This is a genomic window from Lysobacter daejeonensis GH1-9 (assembly GCF_000768355.1).
Classification (GTDB): domain Bacteria; phylum Pseudomonadota; class Gammaproteobacteria; order Xanthomonadales; family Xanthomonadaceae; genus Aerolutibacter; species Aerolutibacter daejeonensis.
This window is the reverse complement of record NZ_AVPU01000020.1, coordinates 1-21,229: the sequence shown is the minus strand read 5'-3', so window position 1 is coordinate 21,229 and position 21,229 is coordinate 1. Positions and strand designations below refer to the sequence as shown.

The following is a 21,229-nucleotide window of genomic DNA, read 5'->3' as shown; positions in this document are numbered from 1 at the left end:
GTCAGCGCACCTTGAGCGTCGCGAGGCCGACCAGCACGAGCACGACCGAGATGATCCAGAAGCGCACGATCACGCGCGGCTCCGGCCAGCCCTTGAGCTCGAAGTGGTGGTGGATGGGCGCCATGCGGAACACGCGCTTGCCGGTGAGCTTGAAGCTGCCCACCTGGATCATCACCGACAGCGTCTCGATGACGAAGATGCCGCCCATGATGACCAGCACCAGTTCCTGGCGCACGATCACCGCGATGGTGCCCAGCACTGCGCCCAGCGCCAGCGCGCCGATGTCGCCCATGAACACCATCGCCGGGTAGGTGTTGAACCACAGGAAGCCGAGGCCCGCGCCGGCGATGGCGGCGCAGATCACCACCAGTTCGCCCGCGCCCGGTACCGCCGGGATCTGCAGGTACTTCGAGAACTCGGCGTGGCCCGAGGCGTAGGCGAACACGCCCAGCGCCGAGGCCACCAGCACCGTGGGCATGATGGCAAGGCCGTCCAGGCCATCGGTCAGGTTGACCGCGTTGGAGAACCCGACGATCCACAGGTAGGCGATGGCGACAAAGCCAACGCCCGCCAGCGGCAAGGCCACGGCCTTGAAGAACGGCACGTAGAACGTGGTGGCCGCCGGCACGTCGGCGTACAGGTACAGGTACAGGCCGGCGCCCAGGCCGAACAGCGACTGCAGCGCGTACTTGGTGCGCGACTTCATGCCGTTGGGATCGCGCTTGACGATCTTGATCCAGTCGTCCCACCAGCCGATCCAGCCGAAGGCGATCATCACCGCCAGCACCACCCACACGTACTTGTTGCGCAGGTCGCCCCACAGCAGCACCGAGGCCAGCACCGTGAGCAGGATCAGCGCGCCGCCCATGGTTGGCGTGCCGGCCTTGGAGAAGTGCGACTGCGGGCCGTCCTTGCGGATCGGCTGGCCGCCCTTGAGCTGACCGAGGCGGCGGATCACCGCCGGTCCCCACCACAGCGACAGCGCCAGCGCGGTCAGGGCGCTGAGGATGCCGCGGAAGGTGAGGTAGTTGAACAGGCCGAACAGGCTCTGCAGCTGCTCCAGCCAACGCGCGAGTTCAAGCAGCATGGGTGCCCCCCTTTTCCGCGCCCACGAGCGCGGTCACGATCTTGTCCATCGCGCTGCCGCGCGAGCCTTTGACCAGCACGCGCACGCCATCGCGCAGGTCGGCGCGCAGCGCCGCCGCCAGTGCGTCATGGCTGTCGTACTGCGAAGCGCCTTCCCCGAAGGCGCTGGCCGCGGCCGCACTCAGCGGCCCCAGCGCGTACAACCGGCGCAGGCCCGCGGCCTTGGCACGACGACCGGCTTCGGCATGCATGGCCTCGGCGTCTTCGCCCAGTTCGCGCATGTCGCCCAGCACCAACCAGCCTTCGCTGCTGCTGGCAGCCAGGGTGTCGATGGCGGCGGCCAGCGATCCGGGGTTGGCGTTGTAGCTGTCGTCGATCAGCACCGCGCCGCTGGGCAGCGTGTGCGCGATCAGGCGGCCGGCGACCTGTTCGGCCGCGGTCAGCCCCTCGGCGATCACCTCCAGCGGTACGTCCAGCGCCCCCGCCATCGCTGCGGCGGCCAGTGCGTTGCGCACGTTGTGGCGACCCGGCATAGCCAGGCGCACGGCGGCCTCGCCCTGTGCCGTGACCAGCGTGAAGCGCGAGCCCTCGACGTCGAGCACGATGTCGCGCGCAGTGACGTCGGCGTCGTGGTCCAGGCCGAAGTACACCAGCTGGCGGCCGTGAGCGCGCTCGGCGAAGTACGGGGCGAACGCGTCGTCGGCATTGATCACTGCGGTGCCTTCCGCCGGCAGCGCATCGTAGATGGCAGCCTTGGTATCGGCTACGGCCAACAGACTGCCCATGCGCTCCAGGTGCGCCGGCGCGATGTTGTTGACCAGCGAAACGTCAGGTCGCGCTACTTGCGTGAGGTAAGCGATGTCGCCCGGCTTGCCGGCGCCCATTTCGTACACGGCGAAGCGCGCGTCGTCCGGCGCATCGATCACCGCGAGCGGCAGGCCGATCTCGTTGTTGCGGTTGCCGGGGTTGGCATAGGTCTTGCCGGCGCGCTCGAGGATGGACACCACCAGCGTCTTCACGCTGGTCTTGCCATTGCTGCCGGTGATGGCCACCACCTTGCCGCCCACGCGGTCGTGCTGCAACGCCGCCGCCAGGTCGGCCAGTGCGCGTTCGGTGTCGGGTACGACCACTTGCGGCAGGTCCCAGCCGGCCACGCGTGCGGGCATGTGCCGCGACACAAGGGCGGCCGTGGCACCGGCTTCCGCCGCGGCCTGCAGGTGCTCGTGGCCGTCGAAGCGCTCGCCCTTGAGCGCGATGAACAGCACGCCGTCGCCGCTGAACAGCGTGCGTGTATCCGTCGATACGGCGAAGACCTGGCGGTCCTCGCCCTCCAGGTGCCCGCCCACCATGCGTGCGATCGTCGAGAGCCACAGCGTCTTCATGCGCGTGCCTCCAGCGCGGCGCGGGCCACGTCCGTGTCGTCGAAGGGATGCTTCACGCCGCTGATCTCCTGGTACGGCTCGTGCCCCTTGCCGGCGACGAGCACGATGTCGTCCGCGGCGGCGGCGGCCACGGCGAAGGCAATCGCCTTCGCCCGGTCGCGCTGCACGTGGACGGCCTGCGGCGCGGCGAAGCCGGCCATGATGTCCTGTACGATCCGGTCGCCGTTCTCGGCACGCGGATTGTCGTCGGTGACAACCACCACATCCGCCAGGCGCTCGGCAATGGCCGCCATCTGCGGGCGCTTGCCACGGTCACGCTCGCCACCGCAGCCGAACACGCACAACAGGCGCGCCTGGGCGTGGCCACGCAGCGACGCCAGCGCCTGCTCCAGTGCGTCCGGGGTGTGGGCATAGTCGACCACCACGAGCGGACGGTGTCCCATCGGGGCTGCATCGCCACCGAGACGGTTCATGCGACCGTGGATAGGCTGAAGCTTTGCCAGGGTTGCCGCGATGTCAGCCGGCGCCTGGCCCAGCGCGTACAGCGTCGCCGCAACCGCCAACAGGTTGTCGATGTTGAAACGGCCCAGCAATGGCGAATGCACTGGATGGGATTCGCCGTGCACCACCAGATCGAAGTGGATGCCACCGGCATCCAGGTGCAGCGCTTCGGCACGCACCACCGCATCGGCGTGGCCGCGCGAGCTGAAGCCCACGCACCGCACGCCTGCGGCCAGCAGACCCGGCAGCGTGGCGCCGAAGGCGTCATCGAGATTGATCGCCGCCCCCTTCAACCCCGGCCACTGGAACAAGCGCGCCTTGGCCGCGCCGTAGCTGTCCATGTCGCCGTGGTAATCGAGGTGGTCGCGGGTGAGGTTGGTGAATACCGCCACGTCGTAATGCAGGCCCGCCACGCGGCCCTGGTCGAGGGCGTGCGAGCTCACTTCCATCGCCACGGCCTGCGCACCGGCATCGTGCAGCTCGGCCAGCAGGCCGTGCGTGCGCAGCACCAGCGGCGTGGTGAAGCCGGTCGGCACTACCTGGCCGTACAGGCCCGCGCCCAACGTGCCCACGGTGCCTGCCGTGGTGCCCTGCAGCGTCCACGCCTGAGCCAACAGCTGCACGGTTGACGTCTTGCCGTTGGTGCCCGTCACGCCGACCAGCGTCATCGCGTCAGTGACACGGTCGTGAAACGCGTCGGCCAGTTCACCCAGGCGCGCACGCAGGTTGGGCACGGCGATCGCGCCGGCCGGCGCGACCTGGTCGGCCGGAGCCGGCGGCTCGAACAGCACTGCGACCGCACCGGACGCCAGCGCCTGTTCGGCGAACTGCAGCCCGTGGGCACCAAAGCCGGCAATGGCGACGAAGGCGCAGCCTGGCGTCACTTCGCGGCTGTCCATCACCAGTGCGGAGATGCGCAGATCGCCGGGGATGCCGGCGACGTCGGGGAGCAGGTTGGCGAGGCGCTTGCCGGGGCTCATGGCAGCCCTCCCAGCAGCGGCTCCGGCAGCTCCGTGGCGACCTGTTCCGTGGACGGCAACACGGGCGCATCGTTGGCCGGCTTGCCGCCGTTGGCCCGGGTGCGCTTGGCATCGGCCTCGGCCTGTGCGGCGAGCCAGGTGTCGATGTCGTCGGGTGCAACGTCCATCAGGCGCAACGCGCCCTCCATGACGTTCTTGAACACTGGCGCGGACACAAGCCCGCCGAAATAGCCCTTGCCCGGATCCGGGTCGTCCACCACCACCACCATCGAGAAGCGGGGACGGTCGACCGGCACCAGCCCCGCAAAGAAAGACACATAGCGGCGCGAGTAGCCGCCGGTGCTGTTGAACTTGCGCGCCGTGCCGGATTTGCCGGCAACGTGGTACCCCAGAATCGCGGCCTGGGTGGCAGTACCGCCGGTTTCGGTCACGGTCTGCATCATGCGCAGCACTTCATGGGCGATGGCCGGATCCAGCACCTGCCGTGACTCGCGCTCTTCGCCTTTCACGAATGTGGGACGAATCAGCTTGCCGCCGTTGCCCAGCGCCGCGTACGCCACCGCGATCTGCAGCGGCGTGGCCGACAGGCCGTAACCGTAGGACATGGTCGCCTTCGTGGTGCCCGACCACTTGGCCGGCGGCGACAACAGGCCGGGCGACTCGCCGGGGAAACCACTGTGCGGCACCTGGCCATAGCCGAACCCGCGAACGAAATCGTAGTAGTACTGGCTATCCAACTTGTTGACGATCTTCACCGCGCCCAGGTTGGAACTCTTGGTGATGATGCCGGTGGTGGTCTGGATGCCGTAGTTGCGGTGGTCGCGGATGGTGTAACGGCGATCCAGCGCCATGTACCCCGGGTTGAGGTCGAACACCGTATTGGGCGTGATCACGCCCGCCTTCAGCCCGGCCGCAACGGTCAGCGGCTTCATGGTCGAGCCAGGCTCGACCACGTCGGTCACCGCACGGTTGCGATGGGCGTCGATGTTGGTGCCGCCACCCGCATTCGGGTTGTAGGTGGGCAGGTTGGCCATCGCCAGCACTTCGCCGGTGGCCACGTCCAGCACCACCACCGAACCCGCGCTGGCGCCAGTGCGCAGCAAGGCGCTACGCAACTCGCGATGCGCCAGGAACTGGATCCGGCGGTCGATGGTCAGCGTCAGGTCCTTGCCCGGCTCGGCCGGGGTGACCAGGTCCACGCTCTCGACGATGTTGCCCTGGCGGTCACGGATCACCCGCTTGCTGCCCGGCGTGCCGCGCAGCCAGTCCTCGAAGGCCAGCTCCAGCCCTTCCTGGCCGCGGTCGTCGACGTTGGTGAAGCCCAGCACGTGCGCCATCGCCTCACCCTGCGGGTAGAAGCGGCGGTACTCGCGCTGCGACGCCACGCCCGGGATCTTCAGCGCGAGGATGCGCCTGGCCTCGTCCGGGTTGATGCGGCGCTTGAGATAGACGAATTCCTTGCTGGCCTTCTGCCCCACCTTGCGCGCGAGGTAATCGGCCGGCACGCCCAGCGCCTTCGCCAGCTCGGGAATTCGCGCGGGATTCTTCAGCAGCTCCTGCGGATTGGCCCAGATCGACTCCACCGGAGTGGAGACGGCGAGCGGCTCGCCATTGCGGTCGGTGATCATGCCGCGCGAGGTCGGAATCGGCAGTTCACGCTTGAAGCGCGCCTCGCCCTGTTCGCGGTAGAACTCGTTGTGCACCACCTGCAGGTCGAACGCACGGCCGACCAGCACCACCGAGCACAGGCCCAGCGCGCCGCCGACCATCAGCAGGCGACCGCGCAGGTCGAAGCCATTGCGGCCACGCCCGCGGCCGCGGCCACCGTCACCGCGCAGCGCCTGCAGGCGCGAACGGACCGCGGCCAGCAGGCGCTGGCCGGGAGTGACGTGCGGTTGTGCGTCGCGGCGGGTCATGGCCGGATCACCACGGTTTCGGCGCCTTCGGGAAACTTCATGCCGAGGCGGTCACGGGCCACCTGGTCGATGCGGTTGCTCTCCGCCCAGGTCGCCTGCTCCAACTGGAGCCTTCCGAATTCGATATTGAGGTCGTCGCGCGCCTTTTCCAGTTGGCTGAACTGGATGAACAGGCGACGATGCTGGTGGCGTGCCTGCACCACCATCAGCGCCGAGACGATATTGGCCACGACCAGCGCGACAAGGGCGATGCGCAGGCTCATGCGGCCACCTCCAGCTTCTCGGCCACGCGCAGCACCGCGCTGCGGGCGCGCGGATTGGCGGCGGTCTCTTCGTCCGTGGCTTTCTGCGCGCCATCGATGGCCAGCAGCGTGGGCGTGAACGACTGCTCCACCGGCATGCGGCGGTTGGCCGGCGGCGCCTTGGCGTGCCTGGCAATGAATTGCTTGACGATGCGGTCTTCCAGCGAATGGAAGCTGATCACCGCCAGCCGGCCGCCGGGCTTGAGCCGGGCCATCGCCGCGTCCAACCCGGCCTCGAGGTCGGCCAATTCGCGGTTGATGAAGATGCGGATGGCCTGGAAGCTGCGCGTGGCCGGGTGGATCTTGCTGTCGCCCCGCGGCATGACCGAGGCGATCAGGTCTGCCAGTTGTGCGGTGCGGAGCAGCGGCTGCGCGTCACGACGGGCCACGATGGCACGGGCGATCTTGCGGCTCTGCCGCTCCTCGCCGTAGGTCCACAGCACGTCGGCGATCTCGCGCTCGTCGGCGCGGGCCAGCCACGCCGCAGCGCTTTCGCCGGAGTCCGGATCCATGCGCATGTCCAGCGGACCGTCCTTGCCGAACGAGAAGCCGCGCTCAGCCACGTCCAACTGCGGCGAGGACACGCCCAGGTCGAACAGCACGCCGTCCAGACCCTCGGCGGTGGCCGGCCACTGCGCCAGCTCGGCGAAGCTGCCGCGGTAGATCGCGACGCGCGCGTCCGGGCCGAACTCACGTTCGGCCACGGCGATCGCCTCGGGATCCTTGTCCATCACCAGCAGCTTCCCCTTGGGCCCCAACTGCGCCAGCACGCCGCGGGCGTGTCCGCCCCGGCCGAACGTGCCATCCAGGTACGTGCCATCACCGACCACCCGCAGGCCTTCCAGCACCTGCGCGTACATGACCGGAAGGTGGCCGGAAGCCGCATGCGTGCGGTCCATGCCACCGCGCGTCACAACTGCAAATCGAGCAGCTCGTCGCTCAGATCCTCGTCAGTGATGACCTGACGGATCTGCTCGTGATGCGCGTGCTCGCTCCACAACTCGAACTTGTCGCCCATGCCCAGCAGCACGGCTTTCTTCTCGATGCCGACGGCGCTGCGGTGGCTGGGGGGAATGGTGATGCGGCTGTTGCCGTCCAGCTCGACGAAGTGGGCCGCACCCACCAGCTTGAGCTGCATCACCCGGCTGAACTTCTTCACGCGCGGGAGCTTGTTGACGTCGTCGCGGACGCGCTCCCACACATGCTGCGGATAGATGTAGAGGGACCCGGATTCGAACGGGTTGTAGGTGATGACCAGCTTGTTGCCGCAATCACGCGCGACGAGGTCGCGATAGGCGGTGGGCACCGCCAATCGGCCCTTCTCGTCAATCGTGATGGCGGTCTCGCCCTGGAACATTGAGCACCTTGTGTGCGCCACCTCTAAGCGGGCAGCTTCGCCACTGGAAAACCACAAAAAACCCGGATTTCCCTCTGATGCCCACCTTAGGCAGACCCCAAGGGGTTGTCAACAACTTTCCGGCGGGAATTTCACTTGGCGCATCAAGGGCTTAAGACAAACTTCACACTCTTATTCAAGACTTATCCACTAAGTCTTGTTTCGTCTCACCTTTTGAGATTGGGCGGCCCTTCACATCCAGATAACAATCACTTGCGCGATGCCGTTGGAGCGCGGCCACAGGTGCCCGGGCGGCATGCTGCACTGCGCAATAGGCAGATCAAAGCACGCCGCCGGCGGCCCCCGCTGGGGCGGGCCATGAAGGGGAGTGGCGGAGCCGGCCGATAAGCCGGGTTCTGTCGTGGACAGTCATTCCTCTAGGCGCATCGTCACCGATACGCTCAAGCAACCTACCCGGAGACACCGCGGGCCGCGGCATTGCCTCCCTATTTGGTCTTGCTCCCGGTGGGGTTTGCCGTGCCGGTCTGTTGCCAGACTCGCGGTGCGCTCTTACCGCACCGTTTCACCCTTGCCACGCATCCCGAAGGACCGTTCGGCGGTCTGCTCTCTGTTGCACTTTCCGTCGGCTCGCGCCGCCCAGGCGTTACCTGGCACCGTGCCCTGTGGAGCCCGGACTTTCCTCGGCATCCTTTCGAATGACGCGACTGTCTGGCCGGCTCCGCCATCGCCATTGTCGCATGGTTCGTGGGTTGGGTCGGGCGGCGGGGCGAGCAGGAGGAAAAGCGAAAGCAACAGCAAGACCGACCCGGCCCGAAGCCAACCCGACCCCTAGGCTCCGTACAGCGCCTTCCGCGGCGCCCCGCTGAGCTCGGCGGCCAGCTTGGCCGCGGTGGAGGGCGGCAGATGCTCGGCCAGTTTGGCGTACAGGCGCTTGCCCTCGACCAGGCGCGCATCGGCGTCGTCACCCGCGCCTTCGACCATGACCACGAATTCGCCCTTGCGCTGGTTCGGGTCGGCCTGCACCTTGGCCAGCAGCTCGGCCAGCGTGCCGTCGAGCACCGTTTCGAACAGCTTGGTCAGCTCACGCGCCAGCACGGCAGGCCGCTGTGAGCCGAAGGCGGTGGCCATGTCTTCCAGCGCTTCATCGATGCGGTGCGCGGACTCGTAGAACAGCAGCGTGCGCGGCTCGGCGGCCAGGCGCGACAGGCGCTCGCGGCGCGCGGACACCTTGGCCGGCAGGAAGCCCTCGAAGGCGAAGCGGTCGGATGGCAGCCCGGCCACGCTCAGGGCGGCGATGGCCGCGCAGGCGCCGGGCACCGGCGAGACCTTGATCCCCGCCGCGCGGGCGGCGCGCACCACGCGGAAGCCAGGGTCGCTGACCAGCGGCGTGCCGGCGTCCGAGACCAGCGCCAGCGATTCGCCGGCCTGCAGCCGGGCGACCAGTTGCGCGGCCTGCGCGTCCTCGTTGTGCTGGTGCAGGGCCACCAACGGTCGCTCCAGCCCGAAATGGGCCAGCAACTGGCGGGTGTGGCGGGTGTCTTCGGCACAGACCGCGGCGACCGTGCGCAGGGTAGCGAGCGCGCGCGGGGAAAGGTCGCCGAGGTTGCCGATAGGCGTGGCGACGACATGGAGGGTGCCGGGGGTCTGCATCGTGCTTCCACAGGGGGGACGGGTAGAATCGTAACCCGGTCCCCCCCAAACGCCGCGTGGCGGCGCCTGCATGCCGATGATGACTGTGTCGAGGAAGTGGATGTTCGCGCCGGTGCTGTTGGCCGCGCTGGCCGGTGGTTGTGCCACGGTGCCGACCGGGGGTGCGCGCACCGAACAGGTGAGTCGCTCGCCGCTGGTGCAGCAGGCGCATGCGCTCGCCGTGACGGCGGCCGGCATGACCGGCGCTGCGCGCAAGGCGCAGGACGACCAGATCGAGCGCCTGTTGGCCCAACTGGACAACGCCACGCTGGCGCGCGAAGCCGCGGCCCTGCCGGCCGGTGACCCGCTGTACAACTACGCAGGCCGTGCCCTGCTGGTGCGCGGCCTACCGTTGCCCCGCCCGTTTGATCGCAGCGCATGGAAGTTTGACGCCGGCAACCGGCCGGCCGCCGACCGCGACGGCTACCGTCCGCCGGTGAAGCTGGCGGTGCTGCTGCCGTTGTCGGGCAGTCTGGCCAATGCCGCGGCGCCGGTGCGTGACGGCCTGCTGGCGGGATATTTCGGCGAAGTGCGGGCCAAGCCGGAAGTGCAGTTCTACGACACCGCCGCCGGCGTAGGCGCGGCGTATGACCGCGCCGTGGCCGAAGGCAACGACTTCGTGGTCGGTCCGCTGGGTCGCGATGAGGTCACCAGCATCTTCTCCCGCCCATCGCTGCCGGTGCCGCTGCTGGCGCTGAACCGCGGCGATGTGCCACCGCCGGCCGGCAATGCCAGCTTCTCGCTGTCGCCGGAAGACGAGGGCGAGGCCGCCGCCGAGTGGCTGCTGGGCCGCAAGGCCTCGCGGGTGCTGGTGGTGAGTGGCGAGGATGACACCCAGCGCCGCGCCGTCACCGCGTTGCGCGAGCGCCTGGCCGAACGCGGCGCCACCATCGTCGACGTGGCGGGCAGCGGCACCGTCGACTTCGCCCCATTTGCCCAGAAGGGCGTGGACGCGGTGTTCCTGGCTGTGCGCGGCAGCACCGCTCGCGGGGTGATCCCCAAGCTTGCTTTGGCCGGCCTGAGTGGCAAGCCGCTCGTGGCCACGTCGCAATTGCTGTCAGGCACCGGCAACGCCGCCGAAGACACCACTCTGGATGGCATCGCCTTCCCATCGGAGACCTGGACCACACACGGTACCCGCGGCCTGCCCGCTGCTTCGGTTGCCGCGCAGATGCTGCCCAACGCCCGCGGCGCGGCCGCGCGCCTGTTCGCCTTTGGTCACGACGCGTGGCAGCTCGCGGCTTATCTGGAGCGGCTGGCGGTCTCGGCCGATGGCCACATCGAAGGCGCCACCGGCACCCTGCGCATCGACGGATTCGGCAACGTGCAGCGCACCCCGGCGTGGTCGACATTTCGTGGCGGCGTCGCCGTACCGCTCTGAGACGGCCGCACCCCGCGACCGGCGCGCCCTCGGTGCGTCGGTCGAGGCAGCCGCGCGTGATTATCTGGTTGCGCAGGGCCTGGTGCCGATAGCGGCCAACGTCGGCTACCGCCTCGGTGAGCTGGACCTGGTGATGCGCGATGGCGATGGCCTGGTCTTCGTCGAGGTGCGCTACCGCCGCGACGACCGCTACGGCGGTGGCGCCGCTTCGGTCGACTGGCGCAAATGCCGCAAGCTGGTGCGCGCCGCGCAACTGTTCCTGATGCACCACCCACGCTGGGCCGATGCCCCCTGCCGCTTCGACGTGGTCGACGCCGAAGGCGATGCCGCGGCACCAAGACTGACCTGGCTGCGCGATGCCTTCCGCGTGGATGACGTGATGTGAGCGCGTCTCCGCTCCCCGCCGCGCTCGACGCTGAACTGCACGCGCTGCTCGGCGACGCCTGGCTTACCGATGCCAGCGAGCGACTGGCCTACGCCTTCGACAATTCGCGACGCGAAGCGCTGCCCGATGCGGTGGCGCTGCCAACCACGCGCGAACAGGTCGTGGCACTGGTGCGCGCATGCCGCGCGCACCGCGTGCCACTGGTGGCGCGCGGCCGCGGCACCAACACCACCGGTGCCACGGTGCCGATTTCCGGCGGCGTGGTGGTGTCGTTCGAGCGCATGAACCGGATCGTCGACATCCGCCCCGGCGACCGCTGCGCGGTGGTGGAACCGGGCGTACTCAACGGCGACCTGCAGGCCGCGTTGCAGCCGCATGGCCTGTTCTGGCCGCCGGACCCGACCAGTGCGGTGTTCAGCACGGTCGGCGGCAACCTCGCCTGCAATGCGGGCGGCCCGCGCGCGGTGAAGTACGGCGCCAGCCGCGACAACGTGCTCGCACTCACCGCGGTCACCGGCGCGGGCGAACTGATCGAGTGCGGCACGGCGACCACCAAGGGCGCCACCGGCTACGACCTGCACCGCCTGCTGGTGGGCAGCGAGGGCACCCTGGCGCTGATCGTCGAGGCCAGCCTGCGGCTGACGCCCGCGCCCGCGACCCGGCGCGCGCTGCGCGCGATCTACCGCGACGTGTCCAGCGCGGCGCTGGCGGTTGCGCGTCTGATGGCGCAGCCGGTGACGCCATCGATGCTCGAATTCATGGACGCGCACGCGGTGCGCCTGGCCCGCGACGTGGGCGGCGCCGACCTGCCGGCCGATGCCGGCGCGCTGCTGATGATCGAGGCCGATGGCGACGCCGACACCTTGCCGCACGACATCGAAGCCCTGGCCCGCGCAGCGGAAGGCGACGGCCTCGTCTCGCTGGACGACGCCGCCGACGAAGCCGCCCGCGCCAAACTGTGGACTGCCCGAAAGGCGCTGTCGCCAGCGCTGCGCACGCTGGCCCCGGGCAAGATCAACGAGGACGTGGTGGTGCCGGTATCGCGCATCCCCGCGCTGGTCGACGGCGTGCAGGCACTCGCACGCGAGTTCAACCTGCCCATTGTCTGCTTCGGCCACGCCGGCAACGGCAACCTGCACGTCAACCTGGTGTACGACCCGGCCGACGGTGCGCAGGCCCAGCGCGCGCGCGGCGCGATGGCGCGAGTGTTCACGTTGGCGGTATCGCTGGGTGGCACGTTGTCGGGCGAGCACGGCATCGGCCTGGCCAAGCGCGACTTCATGCCGCAGGCGGTGACGCCAGCCACGCTGGCCGTCATGCGGCAGTTGAAGGCGGTGTTCGACCCCGACGGCATCCTCAACCCTGGCAAGCTGCTGCCACCCTGAGCGTCGTGCAGGTCACGCCATGGCCACACTGCCTGCAGCACCCAAAGGGGTAACCTGCGTGGGCCGCTCCTCCCGAGTCCAGCCCACGTGAGCCACCCACTGGAATGCCTGCTGCGCGACATCCGTGCCTGCCGCATCTGCGAGGCACATTTGCCGCTGGGCCCGAACCCGGTGCTGCGTGCCAGTGCGACCGCTCGCCTGCTGGTCGTTGGCCAGGCCCCTGGCACCAAAGTGCACGCCACCGGCATCCCGTGGAACGACGCCAGCGGCCAACGCCTGCGCCAGTGGCTGGGTTTGGATGCGGGGCAGTTCTACGACGAGCGCCGTGTGGCCATCGTGCCGATGGGGTTCTGCTATCCGGGCCGAGGTCCTTCCGGCGACCTGCCGCCACGGCCCGAATGCCGCGCGACGTGGCATCCGAAACTGTTGCCCCTGCTGCCGGAAATCCGCCTGACATTGCTGATCGGCCAGTACGCGCAGGCGTATTTCCTCGATGCTCGACGCAAGGCCACGCTTACCGAGACGGTGCACGCCTGGCGCGAATACCTGCCCGGCTACCTGCCCCTGCCCCACCCCAGCCCACGCAACGTCGGCTGGTTCAAGGCCAATCCGTGGTTCGAAGCGGAGGTGTTGCCGGCACTGCGGGAGCGCGTACACGCTCTACTGGGCTGAGCGCGGTTGATGGGCTCTGGCGCTTCGCGGTGCTAGCCGGCGAAATGCTCGTAACCGGCGCGCGGCGGGAGCCACTCTGTCCCGTCCGCTGCCAACAGGCGGACCTGTCCGGCCGCGGACGTCACGGTGCCGATGCGCGTGAGGGGTAACTGCAGCTCGCTGGCGATGCGCGCCACGGCAGCGCGTGACGCGGTGGGCGCGGTGAAGCACAACTCGTAGTCGTCGCCACCGGTGGCCTGCAGGCGCAGCTGCTCCTGCGCGGCAAACGCCATCGCCAGCGCCTCAGACGCCGGCAGGTCCGGGCAATGCAGGTCGATTCCCACGTTGCTGGCGACGGCCACATGTGCGAGGTCGGCCGCCAATCCGTCGGACACGTCGATGCAGGCATCAGCCAGACCCACCAGCGCGCATCCCAGCGCAACACGCGGCGTGGGCCGATCCAGCCGGTCGCGCAGCGCCGCCGTCATCGGTTGTCCGGCGTTCCATTGGGTCAATGCGCCCGCGGCGTCGCCCACGGTACCGCTTAGCCAGACATCGTCGCCCACGCGCGCGCCATCGCGGCGCAGCGCCTGCCCCGGCGCGACGAAGCCGTGCACGGTGACGCATACCGACAGCGGACCACGCGTGGTATCGCCCCCAACCAGCACGACGCCGTGCGTGCGGGCCAGCTCAAGAAAACCATCAAGAAAACCGTCGACCCACGCCGTATCGCTGCCCGGCAACGACAGCGACAACGTGCACCACGCAGGGGTCGCCCCCATCGCGGCCAGGTCGGACAGATTGACTGCCAGCGCCTTCCAGCCGATGTCGCCCGGCGCGGTTTCCGACGGGAAGTGCACGCCCGCGTTGAGCGTGTCCATGGCCACCACCAGGTGCTGGCCGGCCGGCGGCTGCAGGATGGCGGCGTCGTCTCCGATGCCCAGCACGACGTCGCCGCGGGACCCCACGCGCTGCGCGATGCGGGCGATCAGGTCGAACTCTGGCAAGGCACCCGCGCGCGGCTTACTTGCCGCGCCCGGCCCCCACTTCCACGGCGCGCCACGCGGCAGCGGCATGGTCGAGCACGCCGTTGACGTAGGTGTGACCGTGCTCGGCGCCAAAACGCTTGACCGACTCGATGGCTTCGTTGATGACCACGCGGTACGGCACGTCCGGGCGCTGGCGCAATTCGTAGGCGGCGATGCGCAGTGCGGCACGCTCCACCGGATCCACCTGTTCCACCTCGCGATCGAGGAACGGGGCGAGTGCCTGGTCGAGGTCTTTCACGTGCTCATCCACGCCGCGGACCAGGTCCTCGAAATACACCAGATCGGCCGGCTCCTTGGCCTGCTCGTGGGCGAACTGGGCGATCACGTCGTTGACCTTGGCGCCTGACAGCTGCCAGGCGTACACGGCCTGCAGCGCGCGGCGACGCGCACGCGAACGGGCGACGGGGTCCACGCCATCGGGACGGCGGCGGTTCATTCCAGCACCTCCAGCAGGTCGTGGGCGGCGGGCAGCTGGTCCAGCAGGTGACACATCTCGATCACCACCAGCGCGGCTTCCTCGCCCTTGTTGCCATGGCTGCCGCCGGCGCGGGCCTCGGCATCCTCGAAGCGGTCCACGGCGAGCACGCCGTTGGCCACGGGCAGGCCGTAGTCCAGCGCGACGCGCATCAGGCCTTCGGAACAGCCGTCGGCCACCTGCTCGTAGTGGCGGGTGTCGCCGCGCACCACGCAGCCCAGCGCCACCACGGCGGCGTGCTGGCCGGCCGCGGCGATGCGGGCAGCGGTCACCGGAATCTCCCACGCGCCAGGCACGCGGATCACGTCCACCGCCTCCTCGGCCACGCCGTTCTCGGTGAAGGTCTTGCGAGCGCCCGCCACCAGGGTGTCGGTGATGCGCGGGTTCCAGCGGCTGGCGATGATGGCGTAGCGCGCGCCGGTCGGGCTGCGCAGGTCGCCTTCGATATGGGGCATGGAGGGGCCGGTGGTGGGGGTGAAGAGGATTAGTTTAGCCGCTGGGGGCCGGTGGCGTGGCATCAGTATCCAGAGCGACGACGCGGCACGGGTGGCCCAGCTTGACCCGCTGGGCCTTGGGACCCTTGCACCACCAGGCGGCAGGAACCCATCAGAGCGCGTGCGGATCCACGTACTCGACGACCTCCAGGCCGAAGCCGGCCAAGCCGATCTGCTTGCGCGGTGTGCCCACCACGCGCAGCTTGCCCAGGCCCAGGTCGGCCAGGATCTGCGCGCCGGCGCCAGTGCGGCGCCACTCGGTCAGGGCATGACCCGCGCCAGGGGTCAGCTCCTCGTGGTGGGCCGGCTCGCGCAGTCGGGCGAGCAACGCGTCGGGCGTCGCCGTGTCGGCGAGAACCACCAGCACGCCACGGCCCTCGCGGGCGATGGCCGCCAGGACGTCGCCCACCGCCGGTCCGAAGTCCGCTCGGCGCCAATGCAGCGCGTCAGCCAGCGGGTTCTGCACATGCACGCGCACCAGCGTCGGCGCGGCCATGTCCGGGGTGCCGCGCTGCAGGGCGAAGTGCAGCGCGTGGCTGAGGCGGTCGCGGTAGGTGGTCAGCTGGAATGGACCGTGTCCGGTGTCGATCTCGCGGCTGTCCACGCGCTCGACGGTGTGCTCGGTGGCCAGGCGGTAGCGGATCAGTTCCTCGATCGAACCGATCTTCAGGCCGTGCTCCTTGGCGAATGCCTCCAACTGCGGGCGGCGCGCCATGCTGCCGTCAGCGTTGAGGATCTCCACCAGCACGCCAGATGGCTCCAGCCCCGCCAGCAGCGCCAGGTCACTGGCCGCCTCGGTGTGTCCAGCGCGGTTGAGCACGCCGCCCGGCTGCGCCTGCAGCGGGAAGATGTGGCCGGGCTGGCTGAGGTCTTCCGGGCTAGCGTCGGGGCGCACCGCGGTGCGCACGGTGTGGGCGCGGTCGTAGGCACTGATGCCGGTGGTGACGCCTTCGGCCGCCTCGATGCTGACGGTGAAGTTGGTGTGGTGCGGCGAGGTGTTGTCACGCACCATCGGCGGCAGGCCCAGCTGCCGGCAACGTTCGCGGGTCAACGACAGGCACACCAGGCCACGGGCGTGGGTGACCATGAAGTTGATGTCCTGCGGCCGCACCAGTTCGGCGGCCATGATCAGGTCGCCTTCGTTCTCGCGGTCTTCGTCGTCGACGATGACGACCATGCGGCCGGCGCGGATTTCCTCGAGGATCTCGGGGATGGGGGCAAAGCTCATGCGGGCTCTCCAGCGGCGGTACCGCTTGCGAAATGGTCGTCAGGGGTGGTGGCGCGGTGGGCGAACAGGCGCTCGGCATAGCGCGCAACCAGGTCCACCTCGAGATTGACCGCATCGCCCACGCGGGTCTGCTGGAACGCGGTGTGCGCCACGGTGTGCGGGATCAATGCCACGTCGAAGCCGGCGTCGTCCACCTCGTTGACGGTGAGGCTGACGCCATCGACGCAGATCGAGCCCTTCTTGGCGACGTAGCGCAGCAGCGCGTTGGGCGCGCTGAAACGCCAGCGCAGCGCGCGCGCGTCCTCGGTGATGCGTTCGACGCGGCCCACGCCATCGACGTGGCCGCTGACGATGTGGCCGCCGAGGCGATCGGTGGGGCGCATCGCGCGCTCCAGGTTGACCATGGCGCCGAGCGGCAGCGCACCCAACGTGGTCAGCGCGAGGGTCTCGGTGGAGGCATCGGCGTCGAACGAGGTGGCGTCGAATGCGATGACGGTCAGACAGGTGCCGTTGACCGCGATGCTTTCGCCCAGGCGCACGTCGTCGAACGGCAGGCTGCCGACCTCGATGCGCAGTCGGGCGTCGCCGCCGTGCAGGTCTCGCGCGGCCAGGCGGCCAACGCCTTCGATGATCCCGGTGAACATCAGGCAGCTCCCATGGACAGGCAACGGCCGCAGCCCACCGCGAAAGCGGGGACGCCGCCACCGGCATGACCGGTGACGTGGCGACTGAAGGGGGCGAACAGCAATGAAGGCATGGCACGTTTCCCGCGATGTGGGCGAGCGAAAAACGTCGCAAGGCAGTGGCATGCGCGCCCGCCACGACCGCAGGGCGGCCGCCAGGGCTCCGCCACGCGCACGGTCGCGGCAGCGGATGCGCACGCCGTCTTCTTTCATCCGGACTATGACCGTCGGCTCCGGCATTGGACCGGATCTGCTGACCTTGCCGATGCCTGAGGCGTCGGGAAGCGCTCGCGGGCTTGTGGCACGACCGGGGCCGTGCGACCTACCGCCGGTGGGGAATTGCACCCCGCCCTGAAGACGTCGCGTTATGCCGCCGAGGCGGCGCCGGCATTCTACCACCCCCGGTGCGCACGCCCCCTGCGCAGCGCACCACACCCGTGGAACGCAGTGTTGGCGGGGCGCCGGCCCCCCTCACCGTCGGCGGCGGGCCGCAGCCGTCGTCAGGGCTTCTGCCGCAGGTGCAGGAACAGGGGCCAGCTGATCGTGCGCAGGTCCGCGGTATCGCCCCAGCTTTCGGCCAGGGCCGGTGCATGGTGGGCCACGGGGTCGATGCCGGTGGCCGCGAGGCAGCGGGCGCTGGCCGACATGCTGGACAGGTAGCGCAGGAAGTGGCGGAGCGACCACTCCGACTCCAGCCACAGCGTGGGCGTTGGCAACGCGGGGAACGGCCATTCATAACCCGCGTAGCGCGCATCGATCTGCGCACGCTCCGGGGGCCAGTACGGTTCGATGCGGGCGCGGAAAGCCGCCACGGCGTCCAGCATGCCCTCGGGGGCCACGAAGTCCGGATACCCCCAGGCTGCGAGCACGCCTCCGGGCGCAAGCACGCGCTGGCACTCGGCAAAGAACTTCGGCCGGTCGAACCAGTGCAGCGCCTGTGCGACGGCGATCAGCTGCACCGAGGCTTCGGCCAGGTCGGTGCGCTCGCCGGGCTCGACCGCCAGCGATACGCGTGGATCGGACGAGCGCAAGGGCCCTGGATGGGTGGACACATCGTGGCCCGGAGACGTCGCCGCCCCCAGCCCCCCGTCATCCGCACACGCCCAGTGTTGCGCCAGTTGCCGGGCACTGGGGTCGGTGGCGTGTACGTGCGCGAAACGGGCGACCAGCCCGCGCGTGGCCTGCCCGCTGCCGCAACCCGGCTCCCATACCCGCGCGGTGGCCGGCACGTGCAGGGCAATCGCGTCGAACAGCGCGTCTGGGTATTCCGGTCGCGCGGCCGCATAGGCATCGGCGATGCCGGAGAAATGATCCTTGAAATCGCCCGTGATCACCCGGTGTGGACCGGCTGCAGCAACAGCCGCACGTCGTGGCCGATGTAGCGCGACTCGACGATGCGCAGGTGATGGCGTTCGGCCATGGTGGAGATGCCCAGGCCATCGAACATTGGCCGGGCGTTCTCGCCCAGCAGCACCGGCGCCACGTACAGCAGGATCTCGTCCACCAGCCCCGCAGCCAAGAACGCACCAGCCAAGGTCGCGCCGGCTTCGATCTGTACCTCGTTGATCTCGCGCGCGGCCAACAACTTGAGCACCGCCTCGAGGTCGAACAGCCCGCCCTTCACCGGCGCGGGCGCGACCTGGGTGGTCAGTCCGCGCGGCAGTTTGGCATCGGGCGCGTGGATGTACAGCGTCGGCGCATCGCCCTCGCGCACACGGCCGCGGGCAACCGTGGCCAGGCCGGGGTCGAGCACCACGCGCAGCGGTGGCAGGAACGGCGTGTCATCGCCGAGGCGCACGGTCAACGAGGGATCGTCGGCGAGCACCGTGCCGGCACCGGTGAGGATGGCGCCGGCACGCGCACGCCAGTGCTGCACATCCTGCCGTGAAGCCTCGCCGCTGATCCATTTGGACTCGCCGTTGTTGAGTGCACTGCGACCATCGAGGCTGGTGGCCAGCTTGACCCGCACCCAAGGCCGGCCGCGCTCCTGGCGTGACAGGTAGCCACGGTTGAGCACGCGCGCGTCGCCCGCCATCAGTCCGCTTTCCACCGTGATGCCTGCGGCCTGCAGCTTGTCGAAACCGGCGCCGTCGACCTGCGGGAACGGATCGCGCATCGCCGCCACCACCCGCGACACACCTGCGGCCACCAGCGCGTCGGCGCAGGGGCCAGTACGTCCGGTGTGCGCGCAGGGCTCAAGCGAGACGTACACCGTCGCCCCCTTGGCGCGATCGCCGGCATGCTGCAGCGCGTGCACCTCGGCATGGGCTTCGCCGGCACGCACGTGCCAGCCCTCCCCAACGACTTCGTCGCCGTGGGCGATGACGCAGCCCACCATCGGATTGGGGCGGGTGGTGTAGGCGCCACGTTCGGCCAGGCGGATGGCACGGGCCATCATGGCGTGGTCGGCGGCGGAAAACTGCGTCATGTCTGCTCCAGGAGGGGGACCCTTCGGCAACCGTCATGGCGCCGACGGCATGCAACTACAAGGGAATGTCAGCGCTTGCGGCCCTTGGCGGCCGGCTCGGACTCGCCTTCCAACAGCGGCAACTGCCCCTCGCCGCCCTGATCGCTCTCCAGCCGGTCGAGCTCCTCGCGGAAGTCGGCCACGTCCTGGAAATCGCGGTACACCGAGGCGAAGCGCACGTAGCCCACGTGGTCGAGCTTGCGCAACTCGGCCATCACGAACTCGCCCAGCCGCCGCGACGGCAACTCGCGCTCGGCGGTCATGCGCGCGCGATGCACCACCGCGCGTACCGCCGCTTCAATCTGTTCTTCCGACACCGGGCGCTTCTGCAGCGCGCGGTCGAAACCACCCCGCAACTTGCGCGCATCGAACGCCTCGCGACGGCCATCGCTCTTCACGATGACCGGCAGCTTCAGCTCGATGGTCTCCAGCGTCGAGAAGCGCTCACCGCATGCCTCGCACACCCGGCGCCGGCGGATGGTCGCGCCGTCGTCGGACACCCGCGAGTCGATCACGCGGGTGTCCGGGTGCTGGCAGAACGGGCAGTGCATGCGTCCGCGTCAGCCGTAGACCGGGAACTGCCGGCACTGCTTGCTGACGTTCTCGCGCACCCCGGCGATGACCTTGTCGTCACTGGGGTTGTCCAGCACGTCGCAGATCCACTCGGCCAGCGCCACGCAATCGGCTTCCTTGTAGCCGCGGGTGGTGACGGCCGGGGTGCCGATGCGGAGGCCCGAGGTCACGAACGGCGAGCGCGGGTCGTTGGGCACCGAGTTCTTGTTGACGGTGATGTGGGCCTTGCCGAGCGCCGCCTCCGCGTCCTTGCCGCTGACGTCCTTGCCGATCATGTCGATCAGCATCAGGTGGTTCTCGGTGCCGCCGGAGACGATCTTGTAGCCGCGCGCCATGATGGTCTTGGCCATCGCCTGCGCGTTCTTGACCACCTGCTCCTGGTAGGCCTTGAACTCCGGCTGCAGCGCTTCCTTGAACGCTACCGCCTTGGCCGCGATCACGTGCATCAGCGGACCGCCCTGGATGCCCGGGAAGACGATGCTCTGCAGCTTCTTCACCAGCTCCTCGGAGGCACCTTGGGCGACGATGATGCCGCCGCGCGGGCCGCGCAGGGTCTTGTGCGTGGTCGAGGTGACCACGTGGGCGTGCGGCAGCGGGTTCGGGTACACGCCAGCGGCGACCAGGCCGGCGACGTGTGCCATGTCCACGAACAGGTAGGCGCCGACCTTGTCGGCAATCGCGCGGAAGCGTGCCCAGTCGATCTTCTGCGAGTAGGCGGAGAAGCCGGCCACGACCATCTTCGGCTTGTGTTCCAGCGCCAGGCGCTCGACTTCGTCGTAATCGATCAGGCCCTGGTCGTTGACGCCGTACTGCACGGCGTTGAGCAGCTTGCCGGAGATGTTGACCTTGGCGCCATGGGTCAGGTGGCCGCCGTGGGCCAGCGACATGCCGAGGATGGTGTCGCCCGGGTTGAGCAGGGCGAAGTACACGGCCTGGTTGGCCTGCGAGCCGGAGTGCGGCTGCACGTTGGCATAGTCGGCGCCGAACAGCTGCTTCAGGCGCTCGATGGCCAGGTTCTCGGCGACGTCGACGTACTCGCAACCGCCGTAGTACCGCTTGCCCGGGTAACCCTCGGCGTACTTGTTGGTCAGCTGGCTGCCCTGGGCCTCCATCACCAGCGGGCTGGCGTAGTTCTCGGAGGCGATCAGTTCGACGTGGTCTTCCTGGCGGCGGGTCTCGTCGGCAATGGCCTTGGCGAGTTCGGGGTCAAAGGCTTCGATACGGGCATTGCGCTGGAACATCGCC

19 protein-coding genes, 1 other RNA gene, 2 pseudogenes and 1 riboswitch are annotated in these 21,229 nt (G+C 69.2%); of the genes and pseudogenes, 4 read left to right on the top strand and 18 right to left on the bottom strand.

Translation table 11 applies throughout. The annotated features are described in order from the left end of the window. Position 1: 1 nt before the first annotated feature. The 9 genes and pseudogenes from mraY to rsmI form a co-directional block, all read right to left on the bottom strand. Positions 2-1,087 carry a phospho-N-acetylmuramoyl-pentapeptide-transferase gene (gene mraY / locus N800_RS11125; protein ID WP_036138421.1) on the bottom strand — a complete coding sequence of 362 codons (1,086 nt, stop codon included), beginning with the start codon at positions 1,085-1,087 and terminating at the stop codon, positions 2-4. Further along, positions 1,077-2,468: a UDP-N-acetylmuramoyl-tripeptide--D-alanyl-D-alanine ligase gene (locus N800_RS11120; protein ID WP_036138418.1), complete on the bottom strand. Its 1,392-nt coding sequence runs from the start codon at positions 2,466-2,468 to the stop codon at positions 1,077-1,079. The genes mraY and N800_RS11120 overlap by 11 nt, the downstream gene beginning before the upstream one ends. Continuing rightward, a complete protein-coding gene (locus tag N800_RS11115) occupies positions 2,465-3,889 on the bottom strand; it encodes a UDP-N-acetylmuramoyl-L-alanyl-D-glutamate--2,6-diaminopimelate ligase (RefSeq protein WP_425476514.1) in 1,425 nt (474 codons plus the stop codon). Before N800_RS11115 ends, N800_RS11120 begins: the two co-directional genes overlap by 4 nt. A 25-nt stretch (positions 3,890-3,914) precedes the next feature. Continuing rightward, positions 3,915-5,718: pseudogene (locus tag N800_RS11110) on the bottom strand (peptidoglycan D,D-transpeptidase FtsI family protein); the annotation flags it as partial. 143 nt (positions 5,719-5,861) lie between these two features. Next, positions 5,862-6,128, bottom strand: a complete 267-nt coding sequence (gene ftsL / locus N800_RS11105; protein WP_036138414.1) for a cell division protein FtsL — start codon at positions 6,126-6,128, stop codon at positions 5,862-5,864. After that, positions 6,125-7,066 carry a 16S rRNA (cytosine(1402)-N(4))-methyltransferase RsmH gene (gene rsmH, locus N800_RS11100; RefSeq protein WP_036138411.1) on the bottom strand — a complete coding sequence of 314 codons (942 nt, stop codon included), beginning with the start codon at positions 7,064-7,066 and terminating at the stop codon, positions 6,125-6,127. Before rsmH ends, ftsL begins: the two co-directional genes overlap by 4 nt. An 11-nt stretch (positions 7,067-7,077) precedes the next feature. Next, entirely contained in the window at positions 7,078-7,524 is a 447-nt protein-coding gene (gene mraZ / locus N800_RS11095; protein ID WP_036138409.1) for a division/cell wall cluster transcriptional repressor MraZ, read from the bottom strand. A gap of 368 nt (positions 7,525-7,892) precedes the next feature. Continuing rightward, positions 7,893-8,244, bottom strand: an RNA gene (rnpB, locus tag N800_RS15405) — RNase P RNA component class A. A gap of 108 nt (positions 8,245-8,352) precedes the next feature. Then, positions 8,353-9,174, bottom strand: coding sequence for a 16S rRNA (cytidine(1402)-2'-O)-methyltransferase (gene rsmI, locus N800_RS11090; RefSeq protein ID WP_036138406.1), 822 nt, complete (start codon positions 9,172-9,174; stop codon positions 8,353-8,355). Positions 9,175-9,403: 229 nt separating this feature from the next. Between rsmI and N800_RS11085 the strand changes: the two are divergent. The 4 genes and pseudogenes from N800_RS11085 to N800_RS11070 form a co-directional block, all read left to right on the top strand. Continuing rightward, positions 9,404-10,594: pseudogene (locus N800_RS11085) on the top strand (penicillin-binding protein activator); the annotation flags it as partial. Beyond that, on the top strand, positions 10,569-10,979 hold the full coding sequence (locus N800_RS11080) for a YraN family protein (protein WP_036138403.1): 411 nt from the start codon (positions 10,569-10,571) through the stop codon (positions 10,977-10,979). The pseudogene N800_RS11085 and the gene N800_RS11080, both read left to right, overlap by 26 nt. Next, positions 10,976-12,364, top strand: coding sequence for an FAD-binding oxidoreductase (locus tag N800_RS11075; RefSeq protein WP_036138401.1), 1,389 nt, complete (start codon positions 10,976-10,978; stop codon positions 12,362-12,364). The genes N800_RS11080 and N800_RS11075 overlap by 4 nt, the downstream gene beginning before the upstream one ends. 87 nt (positions 12,365-12,451) lie before the next feature. Further along, positions 12,452-13,036, top strand: coding sequence for a uracil-DNA glycosylase family protein (locus tag N800_RS11070; protein ID WP_036138399.1), 585 nt, complete (start codon positions 12,452-12,454; stop codon positions 13,034-13,036). 32 nt (positions 13,037-13,068) lie between these two features. Here the strand turns inward: N800_RS11070 and thiL are convergent, their stop codons facing one another. From thiL to glyA, 9 genes are all read right to left on the bottom strand, one after another. Further along, a complete protein-coding gene (thiL, locus tag N800_RS11065) occupies positions 13,069-14,022 on the bottom strand; it encodes a thiamine-phosphate kinase (RefSeq protein WP_036138495.1) in 954 nt (317 codons plus the stop codon). 16 nt (positions 14,023-14,038) lie between these two features. Continuing rightward, positions 14,039-14,500 (bottom strand): transcription antitermination factor NusB, encoded by a 462-nt coding sequence (gene nusB / locus N800_RS11060; RefSeq protein ID WP_036138396.1) that lies wholly within the window; start codon positions 14,498-14,500, stop codon positions 14,039-14,041. Continuing rightward, on the bottom strand, positions 14,497-14,994 hold the full coding sequence (ribH, locus tag N800_RS11055) for a 6,7-dimethyl-8-ribityllumazine synthase (RefSeq protein WP_036138393.1): 498 nt from the start codon (positions 14,992-14,994) through the stop codon (positions 14,497-14,499). The genes nusB and ribH overlap by 4 nt, the downstream gene beginning before the upstream one ends. A 151-nt stretch (positions 14,995-15,145) precedes the next feature. Then, complete coding sequence (ribB, locus tag N800_RS11050) at positions 15,146-16,261, bottom strand: 3,4-dihydroxy-2-butanone-4-phosphate synthase (RefSeq protein WP_036138391.1); 1,116 nt, start codon at positions 16,259-16,261, stop codon at positions 15,146-15,148. Continuing rightward, entirely contained in the window at positions 16,258-16,905 is a 648-nt protein-coding gene (locus N800_RS11045) for a riboflavin synthase (RefSeq protein WP_084087527.1), read from the bottom strand. The genes ribB and N800_RS11045 overlap by 4 nt, the downstream gene beginning before the upstream one ends. A gap of 236 nt (positions 16,906-17,141) precedes the next feature. Next, a riboswitch (FMN riboswitch) is annotated at positions 17,142-17,307 on the bottom strand. Between the two features lie 137 nt (positions 17,308-17,444). Beyond that, a complete protein-coding gene (locus tag N800_RS11040; protein WP_052108175.1) occupies positions 17,445-18,278 on the bottom strand; it encodes a class I SAM-dependent methyltransferase in 834 nt (277 codons plus the stop codon). Continuing rightward, on the bottom strand, positions 18,275-19,372 hold the full coding sequence (gene ribD / locus N800_RS11035; RefSeq protein ID WP_036138389.1) for a bifunctional diaminohydroxyphosphoribosylaminopyrimidine deaminase/5-amino-6-(5-phosphoribosylamino)uracil reductase RibD: 1,098 nt from the start codon (positions 19,370-19,372) through the stop codon (positions 18,275-18,277). The genes N800_RS11040 and ribD overlap by 4 nt, the downstream gene beginning before the upstream one ends. A 68-nt stretch (positions 19,373-19,440) precedes the next feature. Beyond that, a complete protein-coding gene (gene nrdR, locus N800_RS11030) occupies positions 19,441-19,962 on the bottom strand; it encodes a transcriptional regulator NrdR (RefSeq protein ID WP_036138386.1) in 522 nt (173 codons plus the stop codon). A gap of 9 nt (positions 19,963-19,971) precedes the next feature. Then, a complete protein-coding gene (gene glyA, locus N800_RS11025; protein WP_036138486.1) occupies positions 19,972-21,225 on the bottom strand; it encodes a serine hydroxymethyltransferase in 1,254 nt (417 codons plus the stop codon). Between the last annotated feature and the right edge of the window lie 4 nt (positions 21,226-21,229).